The organism is Arthrobacter zhaoxinii, assembly GCF_024385505.1.
GTDB classification, from domain to species: Bacteria; Actinomycetota; Actinomycetes; order Actinomycetales; family Micrococcaceae; genus Arthrobacter_B; species Arthrobacter_B zhaoxinii.
This window is the reverse complement of record NZ_JANFLT010000006.1, coordinates 617,672-644,229: the sequence shown is the minus strand read 5'-3', so window position 1 is coordinate 644,229 and position 26,558 is coordinate 617,672. Positions and strand designations below refer to the sequence as shown.

The window sequence follows — 26,558 nt, the reverse complement described above, 5'->3', positions numbered from 1 at the left end:
ACCGCCCGGCGATGGTGAATCGCCAGACGCTGAACCACCCCGCGCCAGAGGCTAACGGTGCAGCCGCCCGTTCACCAGAGAGCCGGCCGCAACTCCTACCAGAGCGCCGGAACCGGGCCTACCAGCCGCTCGTGCAGAGCCAGTGCTGAACCGTCCGTCAGCGAGGCCACCTGGTCGACGACGACGCGCAGCCGGGCGCCGTCGTCGGGGGCGTCCCGCCAGTCGGCGGCGAACATCGGGTCCAGGTGCTTGTCCCCGGTAGCTGCCAGCTGGGCGACGAGGGCGGTGAGCACTTCGCGCTGGCGTTCGTAGAGCGGCTGGCGCTGGTCGGTGGTCATGACGAACGTGGTGGCCAGGCCCTTCATGACGGCAATTTCCAGCTGGGTCTCCTCGGGGACCACCATTTCGGCGTGGTACCGGGTCAGCGGATCGGTGCCGTAAATGCCGCGCGTGGCTTCCAGTGCACTGTTGCAGAACCGGCCGATCAGCTGGCTGGTCATGTCCTTCAGGGCGGCCATGGCGCGTCGGCTGCCGTCCGATTCGCGGACCCACACCTTGGTGGCTTCCAGCCGGGCAAGCGCCGCATCGATGGCGGCAGGTTCCGCACCGGGCAGGTACCACTGCTGGGTGTAGCCGACCACCCGGGCACGCTGGTCCGGGTTGTCCAGCCACTTGAGCTGGACATGGCCGGCCACAATCGCGTCCTCAACGTCGTGCACGGAGTAGGAAATGTCGTCCGCCAGGTCCATCACCTGCGCTTCCAGGCAGGAGCGTCCCTCCGGCGCGCCGTCACGCAGCCAGGTGAAGACGGGCAGGTCATCCTCGTACACACCGAACTTGGTGGTGCGATGCCCGTTCACCAGCGGAGCATTGGCAATGGACCACGGGTACTTGGTGGCGGCATCCAGGCTGGCGCGGGTGAGGTTCAGGCCCGCGGGCGTGCCGTCGGGGGCAATGATCTTCGGCTCGAGGCGGGTCAGCAGCCGCAGCGTCTGGGCGTTGCCCTCGAAGCCGCCGATGGCATGGGCAATGTCGTTCAGCGCGGTCTCGCCGTTGTGGCCGAAGGGCGGGTGCCCCAGGTCATGGGAGAGGCAGGCGGCGTCGACGACGTCGGGGTCGCAGCCGAGCGCGTTGCCCAGCTCCCGGCCCACCTGGGCCACTTCGAGGCTGTGCGTCAGGCGGGTGCGGACAAAGTCGTCCGTGTCCGGGGCGACCACCTGGGTCTTGGCACCCAGCCGGCGCAGCGCGGAGGAATGGAGCACCCGCGCGCGGTCACGTCCGAACTGCGTTCGGTTGGTGTTTTTCGCCGGTTCCGTAACCCATCGGGCCAGATCGACTTCGGTATAGCCTGCGGTGGAGACTGCCTGCGGGAAGGTCATGGGGTGCTTTAGCCGCCTGATACGTCGAGTTCGGCTGCCGAAATGATGGACTTCTGGGCGGCGTTGAGTTCCCGCCCGTCCAGCCAGCCTTCCGGCAGCGCTGTCTTTTTGGGTGTTCCGGCCCGTCCGCGCGGGCCCTCGGCGTCTGTGCCGGGGTAGGGTGCGTCGGGGTCCAGCTGGTCCAGCAGTTCACGGAGGACCGCCAGGGACGGTACCGTCGCCAGTTTAGCGCGGAGGTCTCCCCCGACTACGTAGCCCTTGAAGTACCAGGCCATGTGCTTGCGGATGTCGCGCAGGGCAATCACTTCGTCGCCGAAGGTCTCCACCAGCAGTTCGGCATGCCGGTACACACTTTCGGAAACCTGCTTCAAACCGGGCCGGTGCCGCTCGGTGCTTCCCTCGAAAGCCGCTTCCAGGTCACCGAAGAGCCACGGGCGGCCCTGGCAGCCGCGTCCGATGACGACGCCGTCCACGCCGGTCTCGCGCACCATGCGGATGGCGTCCTCGGCGGACCAGATGTCCCCGTTGCCCAGGACGTTCATGTCCGGCAGGGCTTCGCGCAGTTCCGCGATGGCGGACCAGTCGGCCTTGCCCGAGTAGAACTGCGACGCCGTGCGTCCGTGCAGCGTCACGGCTGCCACGCCGGAGTCACGGGCGATCTTCCCGGCGTCGAGGAAGGTCAGGTGGTCCTCGTCGATGCCCTTGCGCATCTTGATGGTCAGCGGCACGTTGCCCCGGGAAGCTTCCTTCACCGCCGTCTGGACGATGGCGGTGAACAGGTCCAGCTTCCACGGCAGGGCCGAACCTCCACCCTTGCGGGTGACCTTGGGGACCGGGCAGCCGAAGTTCAGGTCAATGTGGTCGGCGCGGTCCTCCTCGACCAGGAGGCGGACGGCCGCACCGACAGTCTTGGGATCGACGCCGTAGAGCTGGACGGAGCGGACCTTTTCGTCGTCGTCGTGCTTGATGATCCGCATGGATTCCGGCGAGCGTTCCACGAGGGCCCGGGAGGTGACCATTTCAGTCACGTACAGCCCTCCCCCGTATTCACGGCAGAGCCGGCGGAAGGCCTTGTTGGTGATGCCGGCCATGGGTGCCAGGATCACCGGGGTGTCCACGGTGATCGGGCCTAATTGCAGCGGGGGAAGCTCTAGCTTGAGTTCCGGAGATAAAACAGTCACCCCACCATTCTCGCAAGCCGATGCAAATCCTGTGCAGTGTGCCCCCGGCCGCGGGCCCGGCGCCGTCCCCTCGGCATCTAAGATCGAAGGGACAGCAGTTCCCTTCCGCCTAAGGATCCATTTCCCCATGCCACGCGAATCCGGCACCAAGCGCGCCATCCTCGACGCCGCCCTGGAACTTGCCGCCGCCAACGGCATCTCCGGGACCACCATGGATGACGTGGCGGAACAGGCCGGCGTGGCCAAGGGCAGCCTGTACTACAACTTCTCCTCCAAGGACAAGCTTTTCGAGAAGCTGCTGCTGGAGGGCGTAGGCACCCTGACGGAGTGCCTGCGGACGGCACGCAGCGGCCTCACCGGCTGGAACGCCATCGAGTCGATGGTCCGCGCCCTGCTGGAGCTGCTGTCCGAGAACCGGGACCTGGCCAAGCTAATGGCCGCGGAAATCCTCCGCACGGACCGCTCCTGGCAGCACTCCCTCCACTTACTTCGCCAGGAAGCACTGGCCGAGTTCGTGGAACCCATCCGGCAGACAGGCGGAGCGTCGGATCTGCCGGACGGCAGCCCGGACCGCCTCACGCTGATTGCCGGCAGCGTTTTCGGTGCCACCCTGATGGGGGCGCTGGACTGGCTCGTGTTCAATCCGGAGCGTTCCGTCGAGGACGTCGCGGGATCCGTGCTCTACGCGCTGTCCGGCCGGCTGAACTCCTGACGCAGAACTCCTGACGCCACGCACAAAAGAGGCGGCCCCCGCAGTGCGCGGGGACCGCCTCTTTTCGTTCGAAAGGCTAGTCGCTGAGGATCAGCGTTTCGCTGCCGACCTGCCGGGCCACGCCCGCCTTGATCAGCGGTTCCAGCGCCCGGACCACGGCGGTCATGGACTCGTCCACTTCCAACTGCACCGGGTACTGGTAGGCAAGCATGGCCACCAGGGACTCCACCGCGGCCTGCGCCTCGTCGAGATCCAGGGTGGTGTCGTACCCCACCAGCACATCAGCGGGTTCGTCGGTGCGTTCCTGCGTGTAGCTCACGGCGAAGGCGGCGATCTTCCCGCCGTCCTTCTTCGGCCTGTCCCGCAGGACGACGGCACCGGAGGCTCCGGTGGCGTCGTTCAGCAGCATCTGCTGGGCCTTGCCGAGGGTCATCTCGGCGCGGTCCCACTCATGCACGGCGTTGTAGAACTGCGTGACTGCCTGCGTGAGCTCCACCGAGCCGGTGGCTGCCTCGTCCAGCTGGGGTCCGTCGTCGGTGAACACGGGCAGCTTCAGCTTGCCCGGTTCCACCAGCACCACGCAGGAGCGCTGGATGGGGGTGAGCCCGGCGGCTTCGGCGAACGCGGCGCCCGGGGTGCCCGGCTCGACCTTCGCGCGGAGCTTGGTCACGCCCGACGGCGCCGACTCGGCTTCCTTGCGCAGCATGTCCAGCAGGGTGGTGCCGAGTCCGGTACGCCGGTTTTCCCGGGCCACCTCAACGTAGGCCCACAGGCGGTCCGGATGCAGGCTCGTCTCGTAGACGACGCCGGCGGCCACCGGAATGCCGTCGTCTTCGGCCACGATGCAGCGGCTCCACGGCTCGTTGGAGGAGGGACGCAGTACGGCACGGAACTGTCCGGCCTGCGTGCTCTCCGGATCGCCCCAGAGCTGGTTCAGCTTGAGGTCATCATCTTCACGCCATTCGCGGAATGAAAGTGCCATTACGCGCCGATCAGCCGTTCAGCCAGGTAGCCCTGGACCTTGTCCAGGCTCACGCGCTCCTGCGCCATGGTGTCGCGCTCGCGCACGGTCACCGCCTGATCCTCGAGCGTGTCGAAGTCGACGGTGATGCAGAACGGGGTGCCGATTTCGTCCTGGCGGCGGTACCGGCGGCCAATGGCGCCGGCGTCGTCAAAGTCGATGTTCCAGTTGCGGCGCAGCTGCGCGGCGAGGTCCTTGGCCTTGGGCGAAAGGTCCTCGTTGCGGCTCAGCGGCAGCACGGCGGCCTTGACCGGGGCCAGGCGCGGATCCAGCTTCAGGACGGTGCGCTTGTCGACGCCGCCCTTCGCATTGGGTGCCTCGTCCTCGGTGTAGGAATCCACCAGGAACGCCATGAAGGAACGGGTCAGGCCGGCGGCGGGCTCGATCACGTACGGGGTGAAGCGCTCGTTCGTGGCCTGGTTGAAGTAGCTCAGGTCCGTGCCGGAGTGCTTGGAGTGCGTGCCGAGGTCGAAATCGGTGCGGTTGGCGATGCCCTCAAGCTCGCCCCACTCGGAGCCGGCGAAACCGAAGCGGTATTCGACGTCGGTGGTGCCCTTGGAGTAGTGGCTGAGCTTCTCCAGCGGGTGCTCGAACAGGCGCAGGTTCTCCGGGTTGATGCCCAGTTCGGTGTACCAGTTGAACCGGTTTTCGATCCAGTACTTGTGCCATTCCTCATCCGTGCCCGGCTCGACGAAGAATTCCATTTCCATCTGCTCGAACTCACGCGTACGGAAAATGAAGTTGCCCGGCGTGATTTCGTTGCGGAAGCTCTTGCCGATCTGGCCGATGCCGAACGGCGGCTTCTTCCGCGAGGTGGTCAGCACGTTGTTGAAGTTCACGAAGATGCCCTGCGCCGTTTCGGGGCGCAGGTAGTGCATGCCTTCTTCGTTGGCCACCGGGCCGAGGAAGGTCTTGAGCAGGCCGGAGAATTCCTGCGGCTCGGTCCACTGGCCCTTGGTGCCGCAGTTGGCGCAGGCAATGTCGGCCAGCCCGTTTTCGGGGGCGTGGCCCTTCTTTTCCTCGTAGGCCTCTTCGAGGTGGTCGGCACGGTAGCGCTTGTGGCAGCTCAGGCATTCCACCAGCGGATCCGAGAACACCTCCACGTGGCCGGAGGCCTCCCAGACCTGGCGCGGCAGGATGACGGCGGAATCCAGCCCCACGACGTCGTCGCGTCCGCGGACCATGTGCTGCCACCACTGCTTCTTGATGTTTTCCTTGAGTTCGACACCCAGGGGGCCGTAATCCCATGCGGACCGGGACCCGCCGTAAATCTCTCCCGACTGGAAGACAAACCCCCTGCGCTTGGCGAGGGAGATGATGGGATCCAGCTTGGATTTGGTCGAAGCCATGGAATGGTACCGCCGTTCTTTTCGTGTCTAGAGGGCCGCTGGGTGCGGTCCTCTTGTGGTCCCTTGGGCATTCTGCACCACCGCCGATTGGGTGCGCGGGAGTCCGCCGCCGGGCAAAGCTACAACTACCAGCTTAAGGCGGGGACGCCCCGCTCACCTACCGGACCGCCGGGCTGCGGCGTTTCGGGTCAGCGCAGGGTGCTCTGCGTCCGGGGCTTTCCGGGACGACGACGGCGGAACGGGCCACCGCCGGGCATGTTCCACGGCAGCGTGGCCAGCACAATGGCGAGCAGGGTGAGCAGGGTACCGAGCACGGTTGCCGCCACTACAACGCTGCCCGGTGCGGGGAAGACAATGTCCAGCAGCAGCGAGCCGATCAGCTGCCCGCCGATCAGCCCGAGGCTGGTCAGCAGGACGCCCAGGCTGCGGACCAGCAGGGCGCCGACGCCGATGAAGATGCAGCCCAGCGGCCCGCCGAGGTACAGCCACCATTCGCCGGGCAGCGGATTGCCCGGGCCCGAGACGGCAACCTTGATCCCCCACATCACGGCCAGCAGGACGGTGCCGGAGATGAAGTTCACCAGTGTGGCGGTGATCGGCGTGCCGTAGTGCATGCCCGTGGTGCCGTTCATGGCCTGCTGGAAACTCATCAGCATGCCGGCGGTCAGGGGCAGCAGCACCGGCAGGAGCCATTCGGACGGCTCTCCCCCGGCACCGAGCTTCGGACTGACGGCCCAGGCGACGGCGGCGATGGTCAGCACCGCGCCCACCACACGCATCACGGTCAGCGCCTTCTTGCCGGCCGGGCCAATGCCGAGCCGGTCCACCACCAGCCCGGTGAGGGTCTGTCCGGCGACGGCGGCAACGGTAAACACCGCCACGCCCAGGACTGCCACGGTGAGGGTCTGGGAGAGCACGAAGTAGCCGCCGATCATGCCGGCCAGGACGTAGTAGCGCGGGAACCGCCGCTCCCGCAGCGAGGGAATCAGCTGCCCGGCACCGGCGCGGCCGCGGGGCAGCGCCAGGCTGATGGCGGTCATGACCGCCAGCCCCACCAGGAAGCTGACCAGCGCGGCGGCCAGGCCGTCATCGAGCCGCTCCCCCAGGGCCCCGTTGACGCGGGCCTGGGACGGGATGGCAACTCCGGCAAGCAGGGACAGGGGCAGACCGATCAGCGGGGACATCCGCACAGCGTTTGGCACCCGACTACCCTACCGCTCCGGGCAGCAGGGACCGGCAGGGCGGGGACGGGGCCGGAAAGTCGGGCAGAATGGAGGCATGAGTTCCTCCGATGCCCAAGACCTTCCCATCCGCAACGACATGATCCGCCTGGGCCAGCTGCTCAAGCTTGCCAACCTGGCCGAGGACGGGATCCAGGCCAAACAGCTGATCGAAGACGGCCTGGTCCAGGTCAACGGCGACATTGAAGAGCGCCGCGGCCGCCAGCTGCACGCCGGCGACCTGGTCTCCGTCAACGGCGAGACCGTGCGGATTACCCGCGAAGGCTAGCTCGTCCGGGTTCCGGCGCGCAGCACCGTGTGCGTCAGGAACTCCTTCACGTGGCCCAGCTCCTGCATATTGATGCCGTGGCCCATGTTCGAGTAGAGGATCTTGGTCAGCGCGGTGTGGGCATTGAGCCAGGCGTGCGTATACTCGATCCGCGGTGCGTCGATGACCGGGTCCGCCTGGTCCCGGCCCCAGAAGAACTGCATGCCGCCCGGCTTGAGTTCGTCGTCGTGGAAGAACGGGTTGTCCTGCGACGGGACCACGAAACCGGAGAGCCCGACGACGGCGGCAAAGTCCCGCGGGCGGTGCCGCAGCAGGGTGGTGGCCACGGCCATGCCCATCGAAAAGCCCAGCAGGCTCACACTGGTGTGATTGTCCCGAACGGTGTCGAGCCATGCGGCGACGTCCGCCACGGACTCCACGACGGCGTCCACCGAGTAGTCCGCGTCGCTCATCAGCGGGAACCAGGTGTAGCCCGGGCCGGAGGCCTGCGGTGCCCGGACCGAGGCGATTGTGAAGTCTTCGGGCAGGTGGTCCGCCAGTCCCATGAGGTCCTCCTCATTGGCCAGATACCCGTGAAAGAGCACCAGCAGCGGCGTTCCTGCCCGCTCAGCTTCGGGTTTTGACCAGAGGACAACGGGATTCCATGCGGGGTTTGTCATGGTTTTATTCTGGCATGCGGGAACCTACGGTCGCGTAGCCAAGGGCCCGTTTGCAAGTATTGACCGGTGAGTACAAATTCCCTCCCCGAAGCCGCTCCTTCTCCCGTATCCCAGCAGGTCCAGCCTCCGCTGCACCTCTGGTCCCGGTTCGTGGCCATGGGGGATTCCTTCACCGAAGGCATTGGCGATCCCAACCCGGACAGTCCAGGCGGCAACCGGGGCTGGGCGGACCGGGTGGCGGAGGAACTGGCGTCCGGACAGCCCGATTTTGCCTACGCTAACCTGGCCATCCGCGGGCGGCTGCTGAACCAGATCATCGACGAGCAGCTGGAACCGGCCCTGGCCCTGAAACCGGATCTGGTCACCATCTGCGCCGGCGGCAATGACGTGATCCGCCCCGGCGGCGACCCGGACCGCCTTGCCGAACGTATGGACAGTGCCGTTGCCCGGCTGCGCGGAACCGGTGCCGGGGTTGTGCTGTTCACCGGACCGGACCTCGGGAGCACTCCCGTGCTGGGCAGTGTCCGCGGACGGGCGGCAATCTACAACGAAAACCTGCGGACCGTGGCGCAACGGCATGGCGCAATCATTGCCGACATGTGGGCGCTGCGTGAGCTGAATGATCCGCAGATGTGGGCTCCGGACCGACTGCACTTCTCTCCGCTGGGACACCACACCATTGCCGCCATGGTGCTGGACACCCTGCAGGTGCCGCATTCGCTGCAGCCGCTGGAAACCAAGCCGCTGCCTGCCAAGAAATGGCGCACGGCCCGCTCCGAAGACATGGTCTGGGCCCGCGAGTTCCTGTTCCCCTGGGTGGTCCGCCGGGTGCGGCACCAGTCCTCTGGTGACGGGATCTCCGCCAAGCGCCCCGAGGCCGGCCCGATGTTCGGCCGGCGGATGCCGCAGGGATCTGCCGACTAGGAAACCGCTTCTCAGGCACTGCCGGCCCGGTGCGGGCTCCGGCGCCCGGCCCGGCTCCTGCCGATCCGAAGTCCTGCCCAGAAAGCCGCCGTCAGCAGTCCGAGGACGGCAAGGAGGAAGCCGAGCTGCATGGTTCCGGTGACCAGTATCGGGCTTCCCAGCCCTCCGGTGCCTTCCGGCAGCGGGCCGTAAGCAAACCAGCCAAAGGATTTCGGCCCGGGAGTAGCTACTGCCAGCACGATGCCGGTGACAATCAGTGCCGCTGCGATCACGGGCACGGCAACGGCAGCAAGAAGCCGTACCCGCCGGCTGGAACCTCGTTCCTCGCTCATGGCGCCACGCTAGCGTACTCCGCCGCGCTTGGTCAGGACCCGCCGGCCTGCTGCGCCTGGTCGGTTTTCTCGGCCTGCTCAATCAGGTTCGCCAGATGGAAGGCCCACCCTTCGCGGTGGGCTGCCGAAAGCTCCGCGCCGACACCGGCGTCGAGCGCCGCAAAGCCGCTCTCGGTCACTGCTATCCCGGTGGTATCTATCTCATCGGTCAGTTCGAAACTGACCACTGTGTGGGCGCCCCATTCGGGTGCGGTCCAGCGGAAGGAGAGCAACCTGCCCGGGGCGACGGCCAGCACCGTGCCGGTGGCGGTGTGCTCCACCCCGTCCTCGCTCCACCGCTCTTTCAGGGGTGCCCCCGGGTGCGGGGCGAAGTCCATGTCCGGCCACCAGGACGCCCGGTTATCCACGAGTACGTGCCAGAGTACCTCCGGGGTGCACTGCGCCCGGCCGGAGAGGGAGATCCGATCTGCCATGGGGAATGTTCTCCCATGAATTGCCGCGGCGGGCAAGGGGTAGACCCCTGTCGTCCGCCGAACGGGCTTGGTATAACTGCGGATATCCCGCTGCAGTTCCTCCGAAAGAGGTGGCCCTCATGCCTGCTGCACCCGACCGCTTTCCTGCAGGTTCCCCCTGCTGGGCGGATCTGACCTCCTCCGATCCTGCCCGGGCCCGGGAGTTCTATGCCGGTCTGCTCGGCTGGGACACCGTGGACCTGGGCAGGGAATCCGGTCATTACCTCCATTTCCGGCACAACGGGGACGTGGTGGCCGGCATGATGCAGAACCCGCCGGAGACCACGTTCCCGGATTTCTGGACCGTGTACCTTGCCTCCGACGACGCCGGTGCCACAGCCGATTCCGCTGCCGCCGCCGGAGGGCAGGTGCTGCTGGACCCGGCGCGCGCCCTGGACCAGGGCACGGTGGCGGTGCTCGGCGACCCCACCGGAGCGGCCATCGGTGTCTGGCAGCCGGATACCCTCCGGGGATTCGCGCGGATCAATGAGACCCGGGCACCGGTCTGGTACGAGCTCATGACCAATAACTATCCGGCGGCCCTGGAGTTTTACCGGAACGTGTTCGGCTGGGAAACGGCGGTCCTCTCAGACACCAGCGAGTTCCGCTATTCGACGCTGCGGAGCAACGGCCGTCCGGTGGCCGGGGTGATGGATGCCGCCGGGGAACTGCCGGAGGACATCCCCTCCCACTGGGAGATCTACTTCGGCCATGCGGATATTGACGCCGCGGCCGAGCAGGCGGAGCAGCTGGGTGGATCGGTATTGAGCGTGCCGGAGGATTCCGACTACGGGCGGATGGTCCAGCTGGCCGACCCTACCGGAGCAGCTTTTTGGCTGATGGAGGCCCCGGACGCTTGAGCGTCCTACCCGAACACCTCCCGCTTCAAAGTGCCGGAAATCTCCCGGACGCTGGTCAGGAACCCGTCATGCCCGATGGGTGCCCGGATGTGGTGGACGGAGGTTTCCCGGGGCAGGGCTGCCGCCAGGTCCGCCGACTGACGGGGAAAGTAGAGCCGGTCCGATTCCACCGCGGCAATAAAGAAGTCCGCCGCCGTGCCTGCGAGCGCCGCACGCAGGGATCCCCGGCCCCGGGCGACGTCGTGGCTGACCAGCGCCTCGGTCAGGACCAGATAGCTGTTGGCGTCGAATCTTCCGGCCAGCTTCCGGGCCTGGTGGTCCAGGTAGCTCTCCACGGAGTACCGGCCCCGCCCGGCCGGCAGCATGGCGCCAAACGGATCTTCGGCTCCCTGCGGGGTGCGCCCGAACCGGTATTCCAGTTCCGGCTCGGACCGGTAGGTGATGTGCGCAATCCGGCGGGCGAGGCCGAGCCCGGCCAGCGGAGGCGTGCCGTTGTAATAGTCCCCTCCGCTGAAATCCGGATCCAGCCGGATAGCGGCCAGCTGCGCCTGGGCAAACGCGATCTGTTCCGCCGTGCTGGCTGCGGTCGCCGCGATCACCCCGCAGTGCAGCACCCGGTCCGGCTCGGTGACCGCCCATTCCAGCGCCCGCGCTCCCCCGAGCGAGCCGCCCAGCACGGCATGCCAGCGCGTAACGCCCAGTTGGTCAGCCAGCCGCGCCTCCGCCCGGACGGAATCCCGGACGGTGACGAACGGAAACCGGGATCCCCAGGCCAGTCCGTCCGGATCGGCGGAGGCAGGTCCGGTGGAACCGTAGCAGCCGCCGAGCATGTTGGCCGAGACCACGAAGTACCGGTTAGTGTCCACGGTCCGGCCCGGGCCCACCAGTTCCTCCCACCAGCCCGGTTCGGTGCTGCTGCCCCGGGCCACATGGCTGCTGCCGGTCAGCGCATGCGGGACCAGCACCGCGTTGCCGGCATCCGGGTCCAATTGCCCCCACGTCTCGTAGGCCAAGACGACGTCGGGCAGGTACCCGCCCGTTTCCAGTTCCAGTCCGCCGATGGAGGCGTACTGCAGCACCCCGTCGGCGGGGTGCTGCAGCGGGGACACCGTCAGCGGCTCATGCCGGGATGCCGGGCGCCGGGTCACGGAGGCTATGCTCCCTTGGCAGCCCGGAACCCTGCGTCGAGGTCCGCGAGGATGTCATCGATGTGCTCGATGCCCACCGAGAGCCGGACCAGCCCCGGGCTGACCCCCGCGGCCAGCTGCGCTTCGGCACCAAGCTGGCTGTGGGTGGTCGACGCCGGATGGATCACCAGGGAACGCACATCGCCGACATTCGCCACATGGGAATGCAGTTCCAGGCCGTCCACGAAGCGTTTACCGGCATCGATGCCGCCCTCGATCTCGAAGGAGACAATGGCGCCGGTGCCGCGCGGCCCGTATTTGCGGCCGCGCTCAAACCACGGACTGGACTCCAGGCCCGCGTACGCCACCGACACGACGTCGTCGTGGCCTTCCAGCCAGTTCGCTACGGCGACGGCGTTGGATACGTGCCGCTCCAGCCGCAGGCTCAGCGTTTCCAGTCCCTGGGCGATCAGGAACGCGTTGAACGGCGATACCGCGGACCCGAGGTCCCGCAGCAGCTGGACCCGGGCCTTGAGGATGAACGCCAGGTTGGCCCCGAGGGACCCGTTGACGCCCAGGTCCCTCGCGTAGACGAGACCGTTGTAGCTTTCGTCCGGGGTGTTGAACCCGGGGAACTTCTCCGGATCCGCGGCGAAGTCGAAGTTGCCCGAGTCGACGATGACGCCGGCAATGGCCGTCCCGTGCCCGCCGAGGTATTTCGTGGCCGAGTGGACCACGATGTCGGCTCCCCATTCGATGGGACGGATGAGGTACGGCGTCGACAGGGTGTTGTCCACGATCAGCGGTACACCTGCCTCATGGGCCACGGCGCTGATGCCTTCCAGGTCCAGGACATCCTGGCGGGGGTTGGAAACCACCTCGCCGAAGAAGGCCTTGGTGTTGGGCCGGACGGCGTCGCGCCAGTGGTCAAGGTTGTCCGGGTCCTGCACGAACGTGGTCTCAATGCCGAACCGTTTCAGGGTGTGCTTCAGGAGGTTGTAGGTCCCCCCGTAGAGGCTGGGGCTGGCGACCACGTGGTCGCCGGCCTGCGCCAGGTTCAGCAGCGCGAAGGTTTCGGCCGCCTGTCCGGATGCCAGCAGCAGGGCGCCGACGCCGCCCTCGAGGGAGGCGATCCGGTTTTCCACCGCTTCCTGGGTGGGGTTGCCGATCCTGGTGTAGATCGGTTCCAGTTCGGCCAGGGCAAACCGGTTCGCGGCGGCCTCTGCACTCGGAAAAACGAAGGACGTGGTCTGGTAGATCGGCAGGGCACGTGCACCGGTGACGGCGTCGGGCTCCTGGCCTACGTGGATCTGGCGGGTTTCAAATGACCAATCTGCACTCATGATGCTCCCTCAAACCAGGGGCCGCACAACGCCGCCGGGGTGCACCCGGGTACGCCGGATGTCCGGTGGGGTCGTGGGACCCGCGCTTGCCGGACGCCCGTTTGGCGTACGGCCAGGTCTTCACCCGGGGCACCCCACCGCGGTTGGAGGGTTGCCGGCCAGCAAGCCGGGGCTATCTGCTGGCACTCATGACCTGCACCTATGGAAACCGATATGCGGCCGTCGCGCAACCTCTATGACGCTCCATGAAAATACGGAGTGTTGTGGCGCCGGACCGGGGCTGCGCCGCGGAAGTTTCCGCACTTAGGCCGCCCTTGGTCGAGACGGGTATCACAACGTGCCACAATGGGCCGCATGCGCTTGGACCATGTTTCTTATGCCTGTGAATCCGACGGTCTTTTGGCCACTACCGAGAGGATTGCTGCTGCTCTCGGCGCCGATTTCGTGAAGGGTGGAGTCCACCCCCGATTCGGTACCCGCAATATGATCCTGCCCCTGGCCAACAACCAGTACGTCGAGGTGGTGGAGGTCCTGAACCACCCGGCGTCGGACAAGGCGCCGTTCGGCCAGGCCGTGCGCCAGCGCTCGGAATGCGGCGGCGGCTGGATGGGCTGGTGCGTTGCCGTGGATGACCTCACCCCCTTTGAGGAACGGCTCGGCCGGGCATCCGTGCCGGGCAACCGCAAATTCCCCGACGGCCAGGAGCTGACCTGGCGGCAGATCGGCATCAACGGACTGATCGCAGACCCGCAGGTGCCCTACCTGCTGCGCTGGGACGACGGCACGGAGGAACTGCACCCTTCCAACGCGCTTCCCGGCATGCCCGGATCAGTCAAGCTCAAGTCCCTGACCATCGCCGGGTCCGCAGCGCGGGTCACGGATTGGCTGGGCCATCCGGTGGAGAAGCCGCTGGAGAACGTGGATGTCACGTGGATTGCGCCCGCCGGCACTCCGGGCATCATGTCCGTCACCTTCGACACCGCGAACGGTCCGGTCGAGATCTAGTTCCGGGGCCGGGGCCGGGGCCGGGGCTTCGCCCGGATTCCTGCGGTATGTCCGGATTCCTGCGGCATGTCCCCGCAGTGTGTCCGGACCCCCGCGGCATGTCCGGATTCCTGCGATATGTCCCCACACGATGTCCGGACCCCGCGGCATGTCCCCAAACCATGTCCGGACCCCCGCGATATGTCCGGATTCCTGCACCGCGCGGCGCAGGAATTGTCACAAACTGCGGGGATTGCGACAAACCGCAGGGCTTTTCCAAGCCGAGGCACCGGAGGGTTGTCCACAATCGGGAGGCATACCCTCGCGGGTCCGCTGTTACCCATCCACCTTTGAGTCCATGGATCCGGAGCTCATTTTCACAGCCGATGCTGAGGCCCACGGTACTGACCGCCGTGCCTTGGCCTCGAGCTGCCGGTCCGGTCAGTTGATCCGCCTCCGCCGCGGCGTCTATATGCAGGCGGATGAGTGGCAAAGCCTTTCTCCCTGGGACCAGCAACGGCTCCGGATCCGGGCAGCCGTGGAACAGGGGCACGGTCAGCGCATCCTTATCCAGCAATCTGCTGCCGTCATGTGGGGGCTGCCCGTCATTGGTAACTCTGCCGAGGTTCTGCTGTTGGCCAACCCTCCCCTTCATGGCCAGCGCCGTGGCGGGCTCCACTGGGTGGAGCGTCAGCTGTTGGAACCGGTCACTGTTGTGGAAGAGGTGCCCCTGACATCTCGGCCGCAGACCGTTCTGGACATGGCTGCCTATCTCCCTTTCGAGCACGCGGTTCCCTCCATGGACCACGTGCTGCGGCCGGATCCTGTTCTCGGTTTGCCTCCCCTGGGAAAGGACCATCTGCGGGAAACAGCAGAGAACCTGCCCAGTCAGGTAAAGCGACTGCGGGCCTTACAGGTAATCGACTTCGCCGATGCGCGCTCTGAGTCTGCCGGCGAGTCCTATTCCCGGGCCGTGATTCACACACCGTTTCCTTCCGCCCGAGCTCCAGCAACAATTCAATACCTCGGCCGGCCGCTTCCGGGTCGACTTTTATTGGCGTGAGCAGAGGCTCGTTGGGGAGTTTGACGGCGCGGTGAAATACGGTCGGGGCGATGCAGCCGTTGCCCCTTCCTGGGACACACTGCGCCAGGAGAAACGGCGCGAAGATGCCATCCGTGCAACAGGGGTTAGTTTTGTTCGCTGGTCTTGGGAAGATATCGCAAAAGAGGCACGGCACCCGGAGTCCTTGGTGCAGCGCTTGGTCCGCGCTGGTCTCCCCCGTTCCCGGCGCCGCCGATTTCCTTCCGGGTTGTCCGGATACCAGCGGTTTGTGGCAATCCCTGCTCCGCGCGCTGCGGGAATCCGGACAATCTGCAGGGATTCGGACAAACTGGAGGAAAAGCAGGCTCAGGACCCAGAGGCACGGACAAGCCGCCCGTTGAGCCCTTTCACCGTGCCGGCGTCGATCTTCAGCACTGCCCGGTCATAGGTCAGCAGCCCGTTGACCTCGTCCTCAACGTCGGTGAGCTGGGTGTACACGGTGGCGGCCAGGCCGCGGGCCACCGCCGGTTCGATCTGCCGGGTATGCAGGCGGATATAGGCACGCCGCAGATCCCGCTTGGACCGGAACATCCGGTAGCCGAACTCCCTGTCGTTGAACGTGTGCCCGGGGATCCGCAGGCCGTAGCCGCCGTATTCGGACAGGACCACCGCACGCCGGCCCCGCTGCCAGGCCTTCCGCAGCCGGAACGGCACGAAGTACACATGCACGCTCTTGAGGTCTCCGCCGCCTTGGTCATGCCAGCCGCTGGCGTGGTCGATGATCCGGGTCGGATCAAGGCCGCGGAGCTCCTGCGCGAGGGCGTTGGCGTCGAACTGGCCCCAGCCTTCGTTGAACGGCACCCACACGGCGATCGACGGGCTGCTGCCCAGCAGCTCCACGGTGCCGTGCAGTTCGCGGCGGAACTCCTCCCGACCCTGCGCGTCCGCCCGCCCAAAGGCGAGATAGGCATTGTCTGAGCGGTGGGGGGCGCCGACTGCAGGAGCGCTCACCACGGAGTGCCGGTAGGTGGTGCCGCCGTTCACCAGGTCCTGCCAGACCAGGATCCCCAGCCGGTCACAGTGGTAGTACCAGCGCAGGGGTTCGATCTTGATGTGCTTGCGCAGCATCGTGAAGCCCAGCTCCTTCGCGGCGCCGATATCGAAGGCCAGTGCCTCATCCGAGGGGGCCGTATACAACCCGTCCGGCCAGTACCCCTGGTCCAGCAGTCCTGCATGGAAGTAGGGGGCGCCGTTCAGCAGCAGCCGCTGGTGACCCTGCGGATCCGGGCCCATGCCCACGGTCCGCAGGCCGGTGTAGCTCCGGACCCGGTCGATTTCCTCATCTCCGGAGAGCAGCCGGATGTCGAGGTCATAGAGGAAGGGATCCTCCGGAGTCCACAGGTGCGGATCGGGAACCGGAATCCGCACCGTCCGGCCCGGCCCGGCGTCTGCCTGCGCTACGGTCCTGCCGGCGGTACTTACGGTGATTTCGGCCCGCAGGCCGGGCGGGGCGAAAGTTCCGGCCCTCCCCGTGTCGCTGTCCGTGTCGCTGACCGCGCCGGCACCGGCACTGGCACTGGCACTGGCGTCGGCGCTGAGCAGGATGGTGGCGGTGACGGAGCTAAGGTCCGGCACCAGGACCAGCCGGGAAATGCTGGTCCGCGGCACGGATTCCAGCCACACGGTCTGCCAGATCCCCGACTGGGCCGTGTACCAGATACCGCCGCGGTTCAGCTTCTGCTTGCCGCGGCTGTGGTACCCCGTATCACTGGTGTCGCGTACCCGGACGACAATCTCGTGTTCGGTGGGCTCCTGCCCCGTCTCACCTGCCGGCTGCGAACGGCTCGCCAACGCGTCCGTGATGTCGAGGGAAAACGGAAGGTAGCCGCCGTCGTGCCCGCCTACCGGAATACCGTTGACCGCCACTGTGCAGCTGGAATCGACGGCGCCGAAATGCAGCAGTACCCGCTCCCCCGCAAATCCGGCGGGCAGCCGGACAGTGCGCCGGTACCACAGCGCCTGGCCCGGCTTCAGCTGCCGGTTCACGCCGGACAGTGCCGCTTCCGGGGAGAACGGCACCAGGATGCGTCCGTCCCAGGTGCCGTCTGCGGGTGGTTGATTCCGGCCGGCGTCGGTGATTGCGTACTCCCAGTAACCGTTGAGGTTCAGGTAGCTGTCGCGCACCAGCTGCGGGCGGGGGTATTCCTGCAGGACGGAGCCGGGGTCCAGGGCTGCACCCCATCGGGTCATCAGTGTCACCGGGCCATCTTATGTGCCGCCGTTCAGTCCCCGATCCCGATGGCCGAACCGAACAGGGCAAACCCGACAAAGCCGGCAATGTCCACCAGAGCATGCGCGATCACGAGCGGCATGACCCGACGCGTCTTGGTGTAGACATAGCCGAAGAGCAGACCCATCAGGAAGTTTCCAATACCGGGGCCGATCCCCTGGTACAGGTGGTAGCTGGCCCGGATCAGGGCGCTGGTGAGAATAATCGCCGGTGTTCCCCAGCCCAGCTGCCGCAGCCGCAGGAACAGGTAGCCCACCACAATGACTTCCTCCAGCACGGCATGCCGCATGGCCGAGAGGATCAGCACCGGCAGTGTCCACCAGTAGGTATCCAGGGCTGCCGGCACCAGTGCGGTGGTGATGCCGAGCGCCCGTCCGGCAGCGTAGACACCCAGCGTGCCGACGCCGATGACCGCCGCCAGGGCAACCCCCAGGCCGAAGTCGCGGAGCGGTCGAGCGAAGGCGAACCCGATCCGGCGGAACGCGGACTTTCCGGGTTCGGTCAGCAGGAACAGGACCAGCGCTACCGGCAGGAGAGAAAAGAAGATTCCCAGCAGCTGGTACACCAGGTCGAAGTACGGCCGCTCGTCGAGGACGGGATTCAACGTGGTGGTCTGGTCGCCCAGCGGAGCCTCGGTGGCCTTTTCGATGAGTTCGACGACGGCGTAGACCCCCGACCGGCCGAGCGACAGTCCCAGCACAATCAGGATTTCGAAGACCAGCATCCGGCGTGCCCGCGGATCCAGGGATTCAGCGGGGGCGGAGGGCAGGGCAGCAGACATGGACACCATTGTGCCGGATGCTTACGGGGCTCAGACCCGTGCGGAGCTGTCCGGAGGCGGACTTACCGCCTCTCGTATCGAACCTGGACCATGCCTTGCTCATCGAAGCGCCGTTCCCGAGCCAGCCGGTTCCCGCATCGAGTCAGCAACACTTACCGGTTCCCGCATCGAGTCGGCAACACTTACCGGTTCCCGGATCGAATCAGCACAATAAACCGGATTGCGTCCAAAAATCTGTAAATACTGCAGACTCGATTCCGGCCGGCTTCAGCTCCCGGGCATCTCGCAGCCCCCGCACATCAGGTACGCCGCACGCCCAACGCCCCGCATCCCCGCAGCCCCGCGTTCACCGCCGGACGGGCACCCCGGCCTTAAACACCATGCCGGTCAGGGGCATGCCGGGCCGGTACGCCAGATGGGCGGCCGAAGGAGCGTTGAGCAGCTGTAGATCGGCACGGTGCCCGACGGCGAGGGACCCGACAGCCCGTTTCCCGTCCCGGTCCTCACCGGTGTGCACCCGCAGCGCCAAAGCACCGCCGTAGGTGGCTGACCGGACGGCTTCCTGCACGGTGAGGCCCATCTGCAGCACAGCGGTGGCTACGCAGAAAGCCATGGAACTCGTGAAGGACGTGCCCGGGTTGCAGTTGGAAGCCAGGGCCACCTGCACCCCGGCGTCCAGCAGCCGCCGCGCGGGTGCCAGCGGAGCCCGGGTGGACAGGTCACAGGCGGGCAGGCAGGTCGCGACGGTGCCGGGAATCCCGGCTCCGGCATCCCACCCGGACCAGGTGTCCGCGAGCGCCGCGACGTCGTCGTCGGACAGATGGTTCACATGGTCCACGCTGGCCGCCCCGAACTCCACCGCGAGTCGCACCCCCGCCCCGGGCCCAAGCTGGTTCCCGTGCACCCGAAGCCCCAGCCCGGCATCCGCGGCCGCCTGCAGCACCCGCCGGGACTGCTCCTCGGTGAACGCTCCCTTTTCGCAGAAGACATCCGCCCACTGCACGTACGGCCGCACCGCGGCGAGCATGTCGGTGCAGACCAGGTCCGTGTACTCATCCGCATCGGCTCCGTCCGGCACCAGGTGGGCGCCCAGGAACGTGACGGCGTCCGCCACGGTGGAGGCGATCCGGGCATGCCGGCGTTCCTCCTCCACGTTCAATCCGTAGCCGGTCTTGGTCTCCAGGTACGTGGTGCCGCCCGCTGCGGCTTCGGCGGCCCGGGCCAGCAGCAGCCGGGTCAGGTCGTAGTCCGACGCCGCCCGGGTGGCTTCCGTCGTGACGGCGATCCCGCCGGCTTCATAGGCCTTCCCCGCCATCCGCGCCTCGAACTCCGCGCTGCGGTCCCCGACAAACACCAGGTGGGTGTGGGAATCCACCCAGCCGGGCAGCCCGGCCCGCCCGCCGGCGTCGATCACCTCGTCCGCGGCCGGAGCGTTCCGCGCCGGACCGATCCAGCTGATCCGCTCCCCCTCGAACACGATGGCGGCATCCTGCAGCACCGGTGTGTCAGCGGAATGGTCCTGGGTGGAGAGTTCACCGATGTTGGTGACGAGTGTTGAGGCCGGGCTCATAGGTGCCGGTTTCCTTCCAAACGGGTTTCGTGCACTGGTGCGGGGGCGGAGTCGACCGCGGCAATCGCATCCTGCAGGAGGGCCGCCGGGTCTCCGAGCGTGGTGTGCTCACCGTTCCGGGCGCGAAGCCGGCCGCCGACGACGACGGCGGCCACGTCCGCGGCGGTGGCGGAGAATGCCAGCTGGTTGGTTCGTGACCCGGCGGTGCGCACACTGTGCGGGCGAACCGCCATAAGGTCGCAGGCCTTCCCCGGTTCCAGCCCGGGTGCCGTTCGTCCCTGCGCCGCGGCTCCGGCGTCGGACGCGGCCACGTGCAGGTCCGCCGGGGTAAAGGACCCGCGCCTGCCGGTCCGCAGCCGCTCACCGTATTCCAGGGCCCGCATCTCCAGCCAGGGGTCGACGACGGCGTGCTGGTCACTGCCCAGCGCCAGGGCCACCCCGGCGCTGCGCAGGTCCGCGGCTCGGCCGAGACCGTCAGCCAGGTCCGCTTCCGTGGTGGGACAGAACACCGCGGTGGCGCCTGCCGCTCCCAGCAGGGCGATGTCCGCCTCGGTCAGATGGGTGGCATGGACGGCGGCGAGCCGGGGACTGAGCAGGCCGTGCCGGTGCAGCAGCCCCGTGGGAGTCGTCCCGGTGGCAGCGAGGCAGTCGGCGTTTTCCTGCGGCTGTTCGGACAGGTGGATGTGCAGCGGAATCCCGGCCGGCAGCCGCTCCGCAATTCGGGCCAGTGCGGCCTCCGGGACGGCGCGGACCGAATGCAGGGCGGCCCCGACGCTCACCTGTTCCGGGGGAAACCGCTTCCCGACCGCCGCCTGCAGCGAGGCGAAGCGCTCCAGCCAGGCATCGGCGTCGGCGTCTCCGAACCGCTGCTGCCGGGCATCCAGCGGGGTTCCCACTCCATCGGACCCGAAACCGCCGGATAGGTAACAGGTGTCCAGCAGGGTCAGCCGGATGCCGGCGGCAACCGCCGCCCGGGCGAGGGCCAGTTCCATCCCGTGCTCCGGATAGGCGGAGCCGTCCGGGGCGTGGTGCACATAGTGGAACTCGGCCACGCTGGTATACCCGGAGACCACCATCTCCGTGAAGACTGCCGTGGCCAGCTGCTCGTACAGGCCGGGGGTCAGGGACCCGGCGGCCGAGTACATCTGTTCCCGCCAGCTCCAGAAATCGCCCGCGGTGTGGGTGCGGCCGCGCAGCACCCGGTGGAAGGCGTGCGAGTGGGCGTTGGCTGCTGCGGGGAACACGACGCCGGACAGCAGCAGGTCCCCGGGCTCGGAGTCCGATCCGGGGACGGCCGACGCGACCCTTCCGGCGGAGTCGACCGTGAGCCGGATGCCTTCCCGGATGCTGCCCTCGTACCAGCCGGCTTCGCACCAGATGGCAGCGCCGTCCTCCGGGGACCGGTCCGCAGCACCCTTCACAGCAGTGCCGTTCACAACAGCGCCTTTCACAGCAGCGCCTCCAGCACATCGGCGAGCGCCCCGGCTCCGGCGTCAGCGTCCTCGGCTTCCACGTGTTCCTCCGGGGAGTGCGAGATCCCGGTGGGGTTACGGACAAACAGCATCCCCGACGGCACGTGTCCGGCGAGGATGCCGGCGTCGTGGCCCGCACCCGTGGCCAGCACCGGGGCTCCGGGAAGCGCCAGTTCCAGGCTGCGGCCCAGCGCGGTGTCGAAGGTGACCGAGCCGGTCCAGGATTCCGGTGTCAGGGACACGGTGCAGCCTTCGAACGCGGAAATTTTCTGCGCCTTGCCGTGGATGGTTTCCACCAGGGCCAGCGCGGTGGCGTCGTCCGGGTGCCGGGCATCGAGCCAGAGGTCCACCCGGGAGGCAATGACATTGGTGCCGCCCGGGACCGGAGCGAGACGGCCTACAGTCGCCCTGGCGCCGTCGACCGCGGCAGCGGCCTTCTGCACGGCGACGATAATCTGCGCGGCTGCCACCAGCGGGTCGGCGCGGTCCGCCATAGCTGTGGTGCCGGCGTGGTTGCCCTGCCCGGAAACACTGATCCGCCAGCGGCCGTGGCCCAGGACGGATCCGCCCACGGCAACGGCCGGTCCGTCCTCGCCAAGCCCGCGGCCCTGTTCCACGTGCAGTTCCACAAAGTCGCCGATGCGGGCCAGCGCCTCGTCGTCGCGTCCGAGCCGTGCGGGGTCGAGTCCGTTCGCCCGGGCGGCGTCCGCAAAGGTGGTTCCGTCCGCGTCGCGCAGGTTCCGGGCCTTGTCCGCGTCAATGTCGCCGGTCAACAGCCGCGAGCCCAGGCAGGCGACCCCGAAGCGGGACCCCTCCTCTTCGGGAAAGACGGTGATGGCCAGGGAGCGGTTGCGGCTAATCCCGCGCTCGCGCAGCAGGTCCACGGCGGCAAGCGCGGAGGCCACCCCCAGGGGTCCGTCGAAGGCGCCGCCGCCCGGCACGGAGTCAAGGTGGCTGCCCGTGACCAGCGCCCCGCGTTCGGGTGTTCCCCACCAGGCCCAGAGGATGCCGTTGCGGTCCGTTTCCACGTCCAATCCACGGTTCCGGGCCTCCGTCTGGAACCACTCGCGGAGCGTCAGCTCCGGCGTCGAAAACACCGGGCGGGAGTAGCCGCCGCGCCGCGGATCCCGACCGACGTCGGCAATTGAGGCGAGCAGGCTGCTAACGGTGTCCATGGTTCTCTCCAGGCTGGCTATTCACTCATCGGGATGCGGATGCCGCGCTCGGCGGCCACGTCCGCGGCGCGGGAGTACCCGGCGTCGGCATGCCGCATTACTCCGGTACCCGGATCATTGGTCAGAAGGGTTTCCAGTTTACGGGCCGCCAGGTCGGTTCCATCGGCCACACCCACCTGGCCCGCGTGGATGGAACGGCCGATGCCCACCCCGCCGCCGTGGTGCAGGGACACCCATGTAGCACCGGAAGCGGTGTTCAGCAGGGCGTTGAGCAGCGGCCAGTCCGCGATGGCGTCCGACCCGTCCGCCATGGCCTCGGTCTCCCGGTACGGGGAGGCCACCGACCCCGAATCCAGGTGGTCCCGGCCGATCACGATGGGCGCGCTGACCTTGCCCTCGGCGACAAGCCGGTTGAACAGGAGCCCGGCCTTGGCACGGTCTCCGTAGCCCAGCCAGCAGATGCGCGCGGGCAGGCCTTCGAATTCCACGTGTTCGGCCGCCGCGTCGATCCAGCGGTGCAGGCGCAGGTTCTCCGGGAACAGGTCCTTGATGGCCGCATCGGTCACCGCGATGTCCTGCGGATCCCCGGAGAGCGCCACCCAGCGGAACGGCCCCATCCCTTCGCAGAAGAGCGGACGGATGTAGGCGGGGACGAAGCCGGGGAAGTCGAACGCCCGGGCATAACCGCCCTGGCGTGCCTCGTCGCGGATGGAGTTGCCGTAGTCAAACACTTCGGCGCCCGCATCCTGGAACCCGACCATGGCGGCCACGTGCCGGGCCATGGATTCGCGCGCCTGCTTAGTGAAGCCTTCCGGATCGGCGGCGGCTTCGGTCTGCCAGCGGTCCACCGGAATACCGGCGGGCAGGTAGCTCAGCGGGTCGTGGGCAGAGGTCTGGTCCGTGACAATGTCAACCGCGACCTCCCCGGCCTGCTGGCGGCGCAGCAGTTCCTCGAATACTTCCGCGGCGTTGCCCACCAGCCCCACGGACAGGGCCCGTCTTTCCGTGCGGGCGGCCATAACGCGGGCGACGGCGGTGTCCAGGTCCGGCGCCACCTCGTCCAGATAGCGCTTTCCGACGCGTCGGCGTAGGCGTGCCTCGTCGACGTCGACAATCAGGACAGTTCCCCCGTTCAGCGTGACTGCGAGCGGCTGTGCCCCGCCCATGCCACCGCAGCCTCCGGTCAGGGTCAGGGTGCCGGCCAGGGTGGCGTTTTCGTCGGCGAAGAGCTTCCGGGCCACGGCGGCAAAGGTTTCGAAGGTGCCCTGCAGGATGCCCTGGGTGCCGATGTAGATCCACGACCCGGCGGTCATCTGCCCGTACATCAGCAGGCCCTCTGCTTCCAGCCGGCGGAACTCGGGCCAGGTCGCCCAGTCCCCCACCAGGTTGGAGTTGGCGATCAGCACGCGCGGCGCCCATTCGTGGGTGCGGAAAACCCCGACCGGTTTGCCCGACTGCACCAGCAGTGTTTCGTCGTCGGCCAGGGTGGACAGGGTCCGGATGATGGCGTCGTAGGCCTCCCAGCTGCGGGCTGCACGGCCGGTGCCGCCGTAGACCACCAGGTCCGCGGGGCGTTCGGCTACTTCCGGATCCAGGTTGTTCATCAGCATCCGCAGCGGCGCCTCGGTCTGCCAGCTGTGCGCGGTGAGGTCGGTGCCGCGCGGTGCCCGGATGCGGCGGGACGGGTCAGAAGTGGAAGACATAGCCAGACCGTAGCCCCGGGTCGTTTAGGGCGCAGCCGCCCCGGGAGGGATGTCTGGGGTACCAGACGCCTTCGGATCCGGCTGTGGGCGGACACCCAGCCGGCGGGAAAGCTCGGCGGCGCAGCGGAGCAGGCCGGGCAGGACCTGGGCGGCCAGGGCATCGATCCCCCGTGCCGAAGCCGCCTCGATGCCCGGTGCGCGGTTCGGTGCGGTCAGGGTCAGGGCGGCGACGGCGTGCCCGGTCCGGTCCGGGACCGGCACGGCGACGGAGGAGAAACCTTCGGTGACTTCATTCTCTTCCCAGGCGTAGCCGCGTCCGCGGACCTCTTCCAGCAGGCCGGGCAGGGCGGTGCCGCCGCTGCGGGAGGACCGGACGGCCCCGGGGTCCGGATAGAGGGCCCGCAGCTGCGCCCCGGTCATGCCGGCCAGCAGGACCCGGCCGCTGGCGGTGCGGTGGGCGGGCAGGCGGATACCGGCGTCGGTCACCAGCGGCTGCTGGTGCGGGGCCCGTTCCTCGAGCACGTAGATCACATCCGTCCCCTGCAGCACGGCCAGGTGTGCAGTGAACCTGGTCCGGGCCACCAGCCGGCGCAGCGGGAACCGGGCAATACGCTGGAGCGGGGCCTGCCGGGAGTAACCGGTGCCCAGCTCGTGGGCCGTGGCGCCCAGGGCATACCGGCGCTCCTCCGGCAGGTGCACGGCAAAACCGTCGCTCACCAGCGCCGCAAGCAGGTGATATGTGGTGGAGCGCGGCAGCGAAAGGTCCCGCGCGACGGCGGAAGCGCTGACCGGGCCGGCCTGCTGTCCCAGATAGCGCAGGATGGCCAGGACCTGGGCCGCGGCGGGAACCTGGACGCGGGAATAGGCGGCGGGCATGCCCAGAGTCTAGGCGAGCGTCTGGGATCCCAGAAACGGAATCAGCCGGCCTGCACTCCGCCGGACGGTCGGACGGGCAAGATGGATAGCAACCGCCGGCACGAACCGGCCGGGCACCGATGCCCGGACCGGACATCCGTGGGAGCGCAGGAGGAGCCAGCATGCAGGTACAAAACAACGACGAGGCAGCTGCCGTGCGGCTGGGGGTAGGTCCGCTGTCCGGAGAGGACCTCCTCGCCGTCGCCCGGCACGGTGTGCCGGTGACCCTGACCCCGGAAGCCCTGGCTGCCATGACGTCCTCACGCGGAGTCATCGAAGCTCTCGCCGCCGATGAGAAGCCGCACTACGGGGTCTCCACCGGCTTCGGCGCCCTGGCGGTCAAGCAGATCCCGCCGGAACAGCGCACCCAGCTGCAGCGCTCGCTGATCCGCAGCCACGCGGCGTCGTCGGGCACGGAAGTGGACCGCGAGGTGGTGCGGGCCCTAATGCTGAACCGTCTGGCGACGCTGGCCACCGGCCGCACCGGCGTGCGTCCCGCCGTCGGACTGGCGTACGCCGGGATGCTCAATGCCGGCATCACGCCGGTGGTGGGTGAGTACGGATCCCTGGGCTGTTCCGGCGATCTGGCTCCCCTCTCCCACTGTGCCCTGGCACTGATGGGTGAAGGCGAGGTGCGGACGGCGGACGGGCAGCTCATGGCTGCGTCCACCGCGCTTGCCGCTGCCGGGTTGGAGCCGGTGGAGCTGCAGGAAAAGGAGGGGCTGGCGCTCATTAACGGCACGGACGGAATGCTGGGCATGCTGACACTGGCCATCGCGGACCTGTGCCGGCTGCTGGCCACGGCGGACCTCGCCGCCGCCATGAGCGTGGAAGGCCTGCTCGGCAGCGACAGCGTGTTTGCCGCAGACCTGCAGGCGCTGCGCCCCCAGCCGGGGCAGGCCGAGTCCGCGGCCAACATCCGATCGGTCCTGGCCGGTTCGGCCCTGATCGAGGAGCAGAAGACGGGCGGGTTCACCCGGGTGCAGGATGCCTACTCGCTGCGTTGCGCACCCCAGGTGCACGGTGCCGCACGCTCCACGCTGCAGCACGCCGAAATGGTGGCGGAGTGTGAACGGGCCTCAGCCATCGACAACCCGGTGGTGACTCCGGACGGGCGCCTGGAGTCCAACGGCAACTTCCACGGTGCACCGGTGGCCTATGTGCTGGACTTCCTGGCCATCGCCGTCGCGGACGTCGCCTCCATGAGCGAGCGGCGCACGGACCGGTTCCTGGACCGGTCCCGCAGCCACGGTCTCAACGCGTTCCTGGCCTTTGATCCCGGTGTGGACTCCGGCCACATGATCGCCCAGTACACCCAGGCCGGCATTGTCTCGGAGCTCAAACGCCTGGCGGTGCCGGCCTCGGTGGATTCCATCCCGTCCTCCGCCATGCAGGAGGACCATGTCTCCATGGGCTGGGCCGCAGGGCTGAAGCTGCGCCGGGCGATCGACGGGCTGACCCGGGTGCTGGCCATCGAACTGCTGACCAGCGCCCGCGGCCTCGACATGCGCGACGGCGGCACTGCCACGTCCCGCAGTGCACCAGCTGTGACTGCCTGCCGAACAGCGATCCGTGCCGTTGTTCCCGGACCGGGTCCGGACCGGTACCTCGCCCCCGAGATCGAGGCGGTGCGGGTGCTCGTCGACGGCGGCTCGCTGCTGGCAGCGGTGGCGGACGAGCTGGGAACCCGCCTGTACTGATTTCCCTGCCGATTGCCG

Annotated in this window: 24 protein-coding genes and 1 riboswitch; of the genes, 7 read left to right on the top strand and 17 right to left on the bottom strand. The window is 67.9% G+C overall.

Annotated features, from left to right (window positions below; genetic code table 11):
* Nucleotides 1–95: 95 nt before the first annotated feature.
* Both NNX37_RS14340 and dusB read right to left on the bottom strand, forming a co-directional pair.
* Entirely contained in the window at nt 96–1,379 is a 1,284-nt protein-coding gene (locus tag NNX37_RS14340; protein WP_255793392.1) for a deoxyguanosinetriphosphate triphosphohydrolase, read from the bottom strand.
* An 8-nt stretch (nt 1,380–1,387) separates the two neighbouring features.
* Nucleotides 1,388–2,560 (bottom strand): tRNA dihydrouridine synthase DusB, encoded by a 1,173-nt coding sequence (gene dusB / locus NNX37_RS14335; protein WP_255793391.1) that lies wholly within the window; start codon nt 2,558–2,560, stop codon nt 1,388–1,390.
* Between the two features lie 127 nt (nt 2,561–2,687).
* On the opposite strand from dusB, the gene NNX37_RS14330 reads away from it, so the two are divergent.
* The gene (locus NNX37_RS14330; RefSeq protein ID WP_255793390.1) at nt 2,688–3,272 is read left to right on the top strand and encodes a TetR/AcrR family transcriptional regulator; all 585 of its coding nucleotides are present in this window, start codon (nt 2,688–2,690) and stop codon (nt 3,270–3,272) included.
* Nucleotides 3,273–3,348: 76 nt separating this feature from the next.
* Here the strand turns inward: NNX37_RS14330 and NNX37_RS14325 are convergent, their stop codons facing one another.
* The 3 genes from NNX37_RS14325 to NNX37_RS14315 form a co-directional block, all read right to left on the bottom strand.
* Nucleotides 3,349–4,254, bottom strand: coding sequence for a GNAT family N-acetyltransferase (locus tag NNX37_RS14325; protein WP_255793389.1), 906 nt, complete (start codon nt 4,252–4,254; stop codon nt 3,349–3,351).
* Entirely contained in the window at nt 4,254–5,642 is a 1,389-nt protein-coding gene (locus NNX37_RS14320; protein ID WP_255793388.1) for a glycine--tRNA ligase, read from the bottom strand. Before NNX37_RS14320 ends, NNX37_RS14325 begins: the two co-directional genes overlap by 1 nt.
* A 188-nt stretch (nt 5,643–5,830) precedes the next feature.
* Nucleotides 5,831–6,844 (bottom strand): DMT family transporter, encoded by a 1,014-nt coding sequence (locus NNX37_RS14315; protein ID WP_407079964.1) that lies wholly within the window; start codon nt 6,842–6,844, stop codon nt 5,831–5,833.
* A gap of 76 nt (nt 6,845–6,920) precedes the next feature.
* Between NNX37_RS14315 and NNX37_RS14310 the strand changes: the two genes are divergently transcribed.
* Nucleotides 6,921–7,151, top strand: a complete 231-nt coding sequence (locus NNX37_RS14310) for an RNA-binding S4 domain-containing protein (protein ID WP_255793387.1) — start codon at nt 6,921–6,923, stop codon at nt 7,149–7,151.
* Here the strand turns inward: NNX37_RS14310 and NNX37_RS14305 are convergent.
* On the bottom strand, nt 7,148–7,810 hold the full coding sequence (locus NNX37_RS14305; protein WP_255793386.1) for an alpha/beta hydrolase: 663 nt from the start codon (nt 7,808–7,810) through the stop codon (nt 7,148–7,150). The two genes, NNX37_RS14310 and NNX37_RS14305, sit on opposite strands and share 4 nt — an antisense overlap.
* A 66-nt stretch (nt 7,811–7,876) precedes the next feature.
* On the opposite strand from NNX37_RS14305, the gene NNX37_RS14300 reads away from it, so the two are divergent.
* Nucleotides 7,877–8,734 carry an SGNH/GDSL hydrolase family protein gene (locus NNX37_RS14300; protein WP_407079963.1) on the top strand — a complete coding sequence of 286 codons (858 nt, stop codon included), beginning with the start codon at nt 7,877–7,879 and terminating at the stop codon, nt 8,732–8,734.
* Nucleotides 8,735–8,745: 11 nt separating this feature from the next.
* Here NNX37_RS14300 and NNX37_RS14295 read toward each other — a convergent pair whose 3' ends face one another.
* Together NNX37_RS14295 and NNX37_RS14290 are read right to left on the bottom strand one after the other, a co-directional pair.
* Nucleotides 8,746–9,066: a hypothetical protein gene (locus NNX37_RS14295; RefSeq protein ID WP_255793385.1), complete on the bottom strand. Its 321-nt coding sequence runs from the start codon at nt 9,064–9,066 to the stop codon at nt 8,746–8,748.
* Between the two features lie 32 nt (nt 9,067–9,098).
* Nucleotides 9,099–9,539, bottom strand: a complete 441-nt coding sequence (locus tag NNX37_RS14290) for an SRPBCC domain-containing protein (RefSeq protein WP_255793384.1) — start codon at nt 9,537–9,539, stop codon at nt 9,099–9,101.
* 119 nt (nt 9,540–9,658) lie between these two features.
* Between NNX37_RS14290 and NNX37_RS14285 the strand changes: the two genes are divergently transcribed.
* The gene (locus NNX37_RS14285; RefSeq protein WP_255793383.1) at nt 9,659–10,438 is read left to right on the top strand and encodes a VOC family protein; all 780 of its coding nucleotides are present in this window, start codon (nt 9,659–9,661) and stop codon (nt 10,436–10,438) included.
* Between the two features lie 5 nt (nt 10,439–10,443).
* On the opposite strand, the gene metX is transcribed toward NNX37_RS14285, so the two are convergent.
* Both metX and NNX37_RS14275 read right to left on the bottom strand, forming a co-directional pair.
* Complete coding sequence (gene metX / locus NNX37_RS14280) at nt 10,444–11,586, bottom strand: homoserine O-acetyltransferase MetX (protein ID WP_407079962.1); 1,143 nt, start codon at nt 11,584–11,586, stop codon at nt 10,444–10,446.
* A gap of 5 nt (nt 11,587–11,591) precedes the next feature.
* Complete coding sequence (locus tag NNX37_RS14275) at nt 11,592–12,908, bottom strand: bifunctional o-acetylhomoserine/o-acetylserine sulfhydrylase (RefSeq protein ID WP_255793382.1); 1,317 nt, start codon at nt 12,906–12,908, stop codon at nt 11,592–11,594.
* A gap of 77 nt (nt 12,909–12,985) precedes the next feature.
* Nucleotides 12,986–13,102: riboswitch (SAM riboswitch) on the bottom strand.
* Between the two features lie 160 nt (nt 13,103–13,262).
* Here NNX37_RS14275 and NNX37_RS14270 point away from each other — a divergent pair.
* Both NNX37_RS14270 and NNX37_RS14265 read left to right on the top strand, forming a co-directional pair.
* Entirely contained in the window at nt 13,263–13,913 is a 651-nt protein-coding gene (locus tag NNX37_RS14270) for a VOC family protein (protein ID WP_255793381.1), read from the top strand.
* A gap of 337 nt (nt 13,914–14,250) precedes the next feature.
* Nucleotides 14,251–14,955 carry a type IV toxin-antitoxin system AbiEi family antitoxin domain-containing protein gene (locus NNX37_RS14265; protein ID WP_255793380.1) on the top strand — a complete coding sequence of 235 codons (705 nt, stop codon included), beginning with the start codon at nt 14,251–14,253 and terminating at the stop codon, nt 14,953–14,955.
* 345 nt (nt 14,956–15,300) lie between these two features.
* On the opposite strand, the gene NNX37_RS14260 is transcribed toward NNX37_RS14265, so the two are convergent.
* The 7 genes from NNX37_RS14260 to NNX37_RS14230 form a co-directional block, all read right to left on the bottom strand.
* Nucleotides 15,301–17,184 carry a glycoside hydrolase family 2 protein gene (locus tag NNX37_RS14260; protein ID WP_255793552.1) on the bottom strand — a complete coding sequence of 628 codons (1,884 nt, stop codon included), beginning with the start codon at nt 17,182–17,184 and terminating at the stop codon, nt 15,301–15,303.
* Nucleotides 17,185–17,216: 32 nt separating this feature from the next.
* On the bottom strand, nt 17,217–18,005 hold the full coding sequence (locus NNX37_RS14255; protein WP_255793379.1) for a CPBP family intramembrane glutamic endopeptidase: 789 nt from the start codon (nt 18,003–18,005) through the stop codon (nt 17,217–17,219).
* A gap of 346 nt (nt 18,006–18,351) precedes the next feature.
* A complete protein-coding gene (gene hutI, locus NNX37_RS14250) occupies nt 18,352–19,575 on the bottom strand; it encodes an imidazolonepropionase (RefSeq protein WP_255793378.1) in 1,224 nt (407 codons plus the stop codon).
* On the bottom strand, nt 19,572–21,011 hold the full coding sequence (locus tag NNX37_RS14245) for a formimidoylglutamate deiminase (RefSeq protein WP_255793377.1): 1,440 nt from the start codon (nt 21,009–21,011) through the stop codon (nt 19,572–19,574). The genes hutI and NNX37_RS14245 overlap by 4 nt, the downstream gene beginning before the upstream one ends.
* An 11-nt stretch (nt 21,012–21,022) precedes the next feature.
* Nucleotides 21,023–22,222, bottom strand: coding sequence for an allantoate amidohydrolase (locus tag NNX37_RS14240; protein ID WP_255793376.1), 1,200 nt, complete (start codon nt 22,220–22,222; stop codon nt 21,023–21,025).
* A gap of 17 nt (nt 22,223–22,239) precedes the next feature.
* Entirely contained in the window at nt 22,240–23,925 is a 1,686-nt protein-coding gene (hutU, locus tag NNX37_RS14235; RefSeq protein ID WP_255793375.1) for a urocanate hydratase, read from the bottom strand.
* A gap of 24 nt (nt 23,926–23,949) precedes the next feature.
* Nucleotides 23,950–24,801 (bottom strand): IclR family transcriptional regulator, encoded by an 852-nt coding sequence (locus tag NNX37_RS14230; RefSeq protein ID WP_255793374.1) that lies wholly within the window; start codon nt 24,799–24,801, stop codon nt 23,950–23,952.
* A 161-nt stretch (nt 24,802–24,962) separates the two neighbouring features.
* On the opposite strand from NNX37_RS14230, the gene hutH reads away from it, so the two are divergent.
* Nucleotides 24,963–26,540 carry a histidine ammonia-lyase gene (hutH, locus tag NNX37_RS14225; RefSeq protein WP_255793373.1) on the top strand — a complete coding sequence of 526 codons (1,578 nt, stop codon included), beginning with the start codon at nt 24,963–24,965 and terminating at the stop codon, nt 26,538–26,540.
* Nucleotides 26,541–26,558 lie beyond the last annotated feature (18 nt).

Excerpts from the sequence above, each read along its gene's own strand:
- NNX37_RS14340 (WP_255793392.1), bottom strand. The coding sequence starts at position 1,379 with ATGACCTTCCCGCAGGCAGTCTCCACCGCAGGCTATACCGAAGTCGAT.
- NNX37_RS14330 (WP_255793390.1), top strand. The coding sequence starts at position 2,688 with ATGCCACGCGAATCCGGCACCAAGCGCGCCATCCTCGACGCCGCCCTG.
- NNX37_RS14325 (WP_255793389.1), bottom strand. The coding sequence starts at position 4,254 with ATGGCACTTTCATTCCGCGAATGGCGTGAAGATGATGACCTCAAGCTG.
- NNX37_RS14320 (WP_255793388.1), bottom strand. The coding sequence starts at position 5,642 with ATGGCTTCGACCAAATCCAAGCTGGATCCCATCATCTCCCTCGCCAAG.
- NNX37_RS14310 (WP_255793387.1), top strand. The coding sequence starts at position 6,921 with ATGAGTTCCTCCGATGCCCAAGACCTTCCCATCCGCAACGACATGATC.
- NNX37_RS14305 (WP_255793386.1), bottom strand. The coding sequence starts at position 7,810 with ATGACAAACCCCGCATGGAATCCCGTTGTCCTCTGGTCAAAACCCGAA.
- NNX37_RS14295 (WP_255793385.1), bottom strand. The coding sequence starts at position 9,066 with ATGAGCGAGGAACGAGGTTCCAGCCGGCGGGTACGGCTTCTTGCTGCC.
- NNX37_RS14290 (WP_255793384.1), bottom strand. The coding sequence starts at position 9,539 with ATGGCAGATCGGATCTCCCTCTCCGGCCGGGCGCAGTGCACCCCGGAG.
- NNX37_RS14285 (WP_255793383.1), top strand. The coding sequence starts at position 9,659 with ATGCCTGCTGCACCCGACCGCTTTCCTGCAGGTTCCCCCTGCTGGGCG.
- NNX37_RS14275 (WP_255793382.1), bottom strand. The coding sequence starts at position 12,908 with ATGAGTGCAGATTGGTCATTTGAAACCCGCCAGATCCACGTAGGCCAG.
- NNX37_RS14270 (WP_255793381.1), top strand. The coding sequence starts at position 13,263 with ATGCGCTTGGACCATGTTTCTTATGCCTGTGAATCCGACGGTCTTTTG.
- NNX37_RS14265 (WP_255793380.1), top strand. The coding sequence starts at position 14,251 with ATGGATCCGGAGCTCATTTTCACAGCCGATGCTGAGGCCCACGGTACT.
- NNX37_RS14260 (WP_255793552.1), bottom strand. The coding sequence starts at position 17,184 with ATGACCCGATGGGGTGCAGCCCTGGACCCCGGCTCCGTCCTGCAGGAA.
- NNX37_RS14255 (WP_255793379.1), bottom strand. The coding sequence starts at position 18,005 with ATGTCTGCTGCCCTGCCCTCCGCCCCCGCTGAATCCCTGGATCCGCGG.
- hutI (WP_255793378.1), bottom strand. The coding sequence starts at position 19,575 with ATGAGCCCGGCCTCAACACTCGTCACCAACATCGGTGAACTCTCCACC.
- NNX37_RS14240 (WP_255793376.1), bottom strand. The coding sequence starts at position 22,222 with ATGGACACCGTTAGCAGCCTGCTCGCCTCAATTGCCGACGTCGGTCGG.
- hutU (WP_255793375.1), bottom strand. The coding sequence starts at position 23,925 with ATGTCTTCCACTTCTGACCCGTCCCGCCGCATCCGGGCACCGCGCGGC.
- NNX37_RS14230 (WP_255793374.1), bottom strand. The coding sequence starts at position 24,801 with ATGCCCGCCGCCTATTCCCGCGTCCAGGTTCCCGCCGCGGCCCAGGTC.
- hutH (WP_255793373.1), top strand. The coding sequence starts at position 24,963 with ATGCAGGTACAAAACAACGACGAGGCAGCTGCCGTGCGGCTGGGGGTA.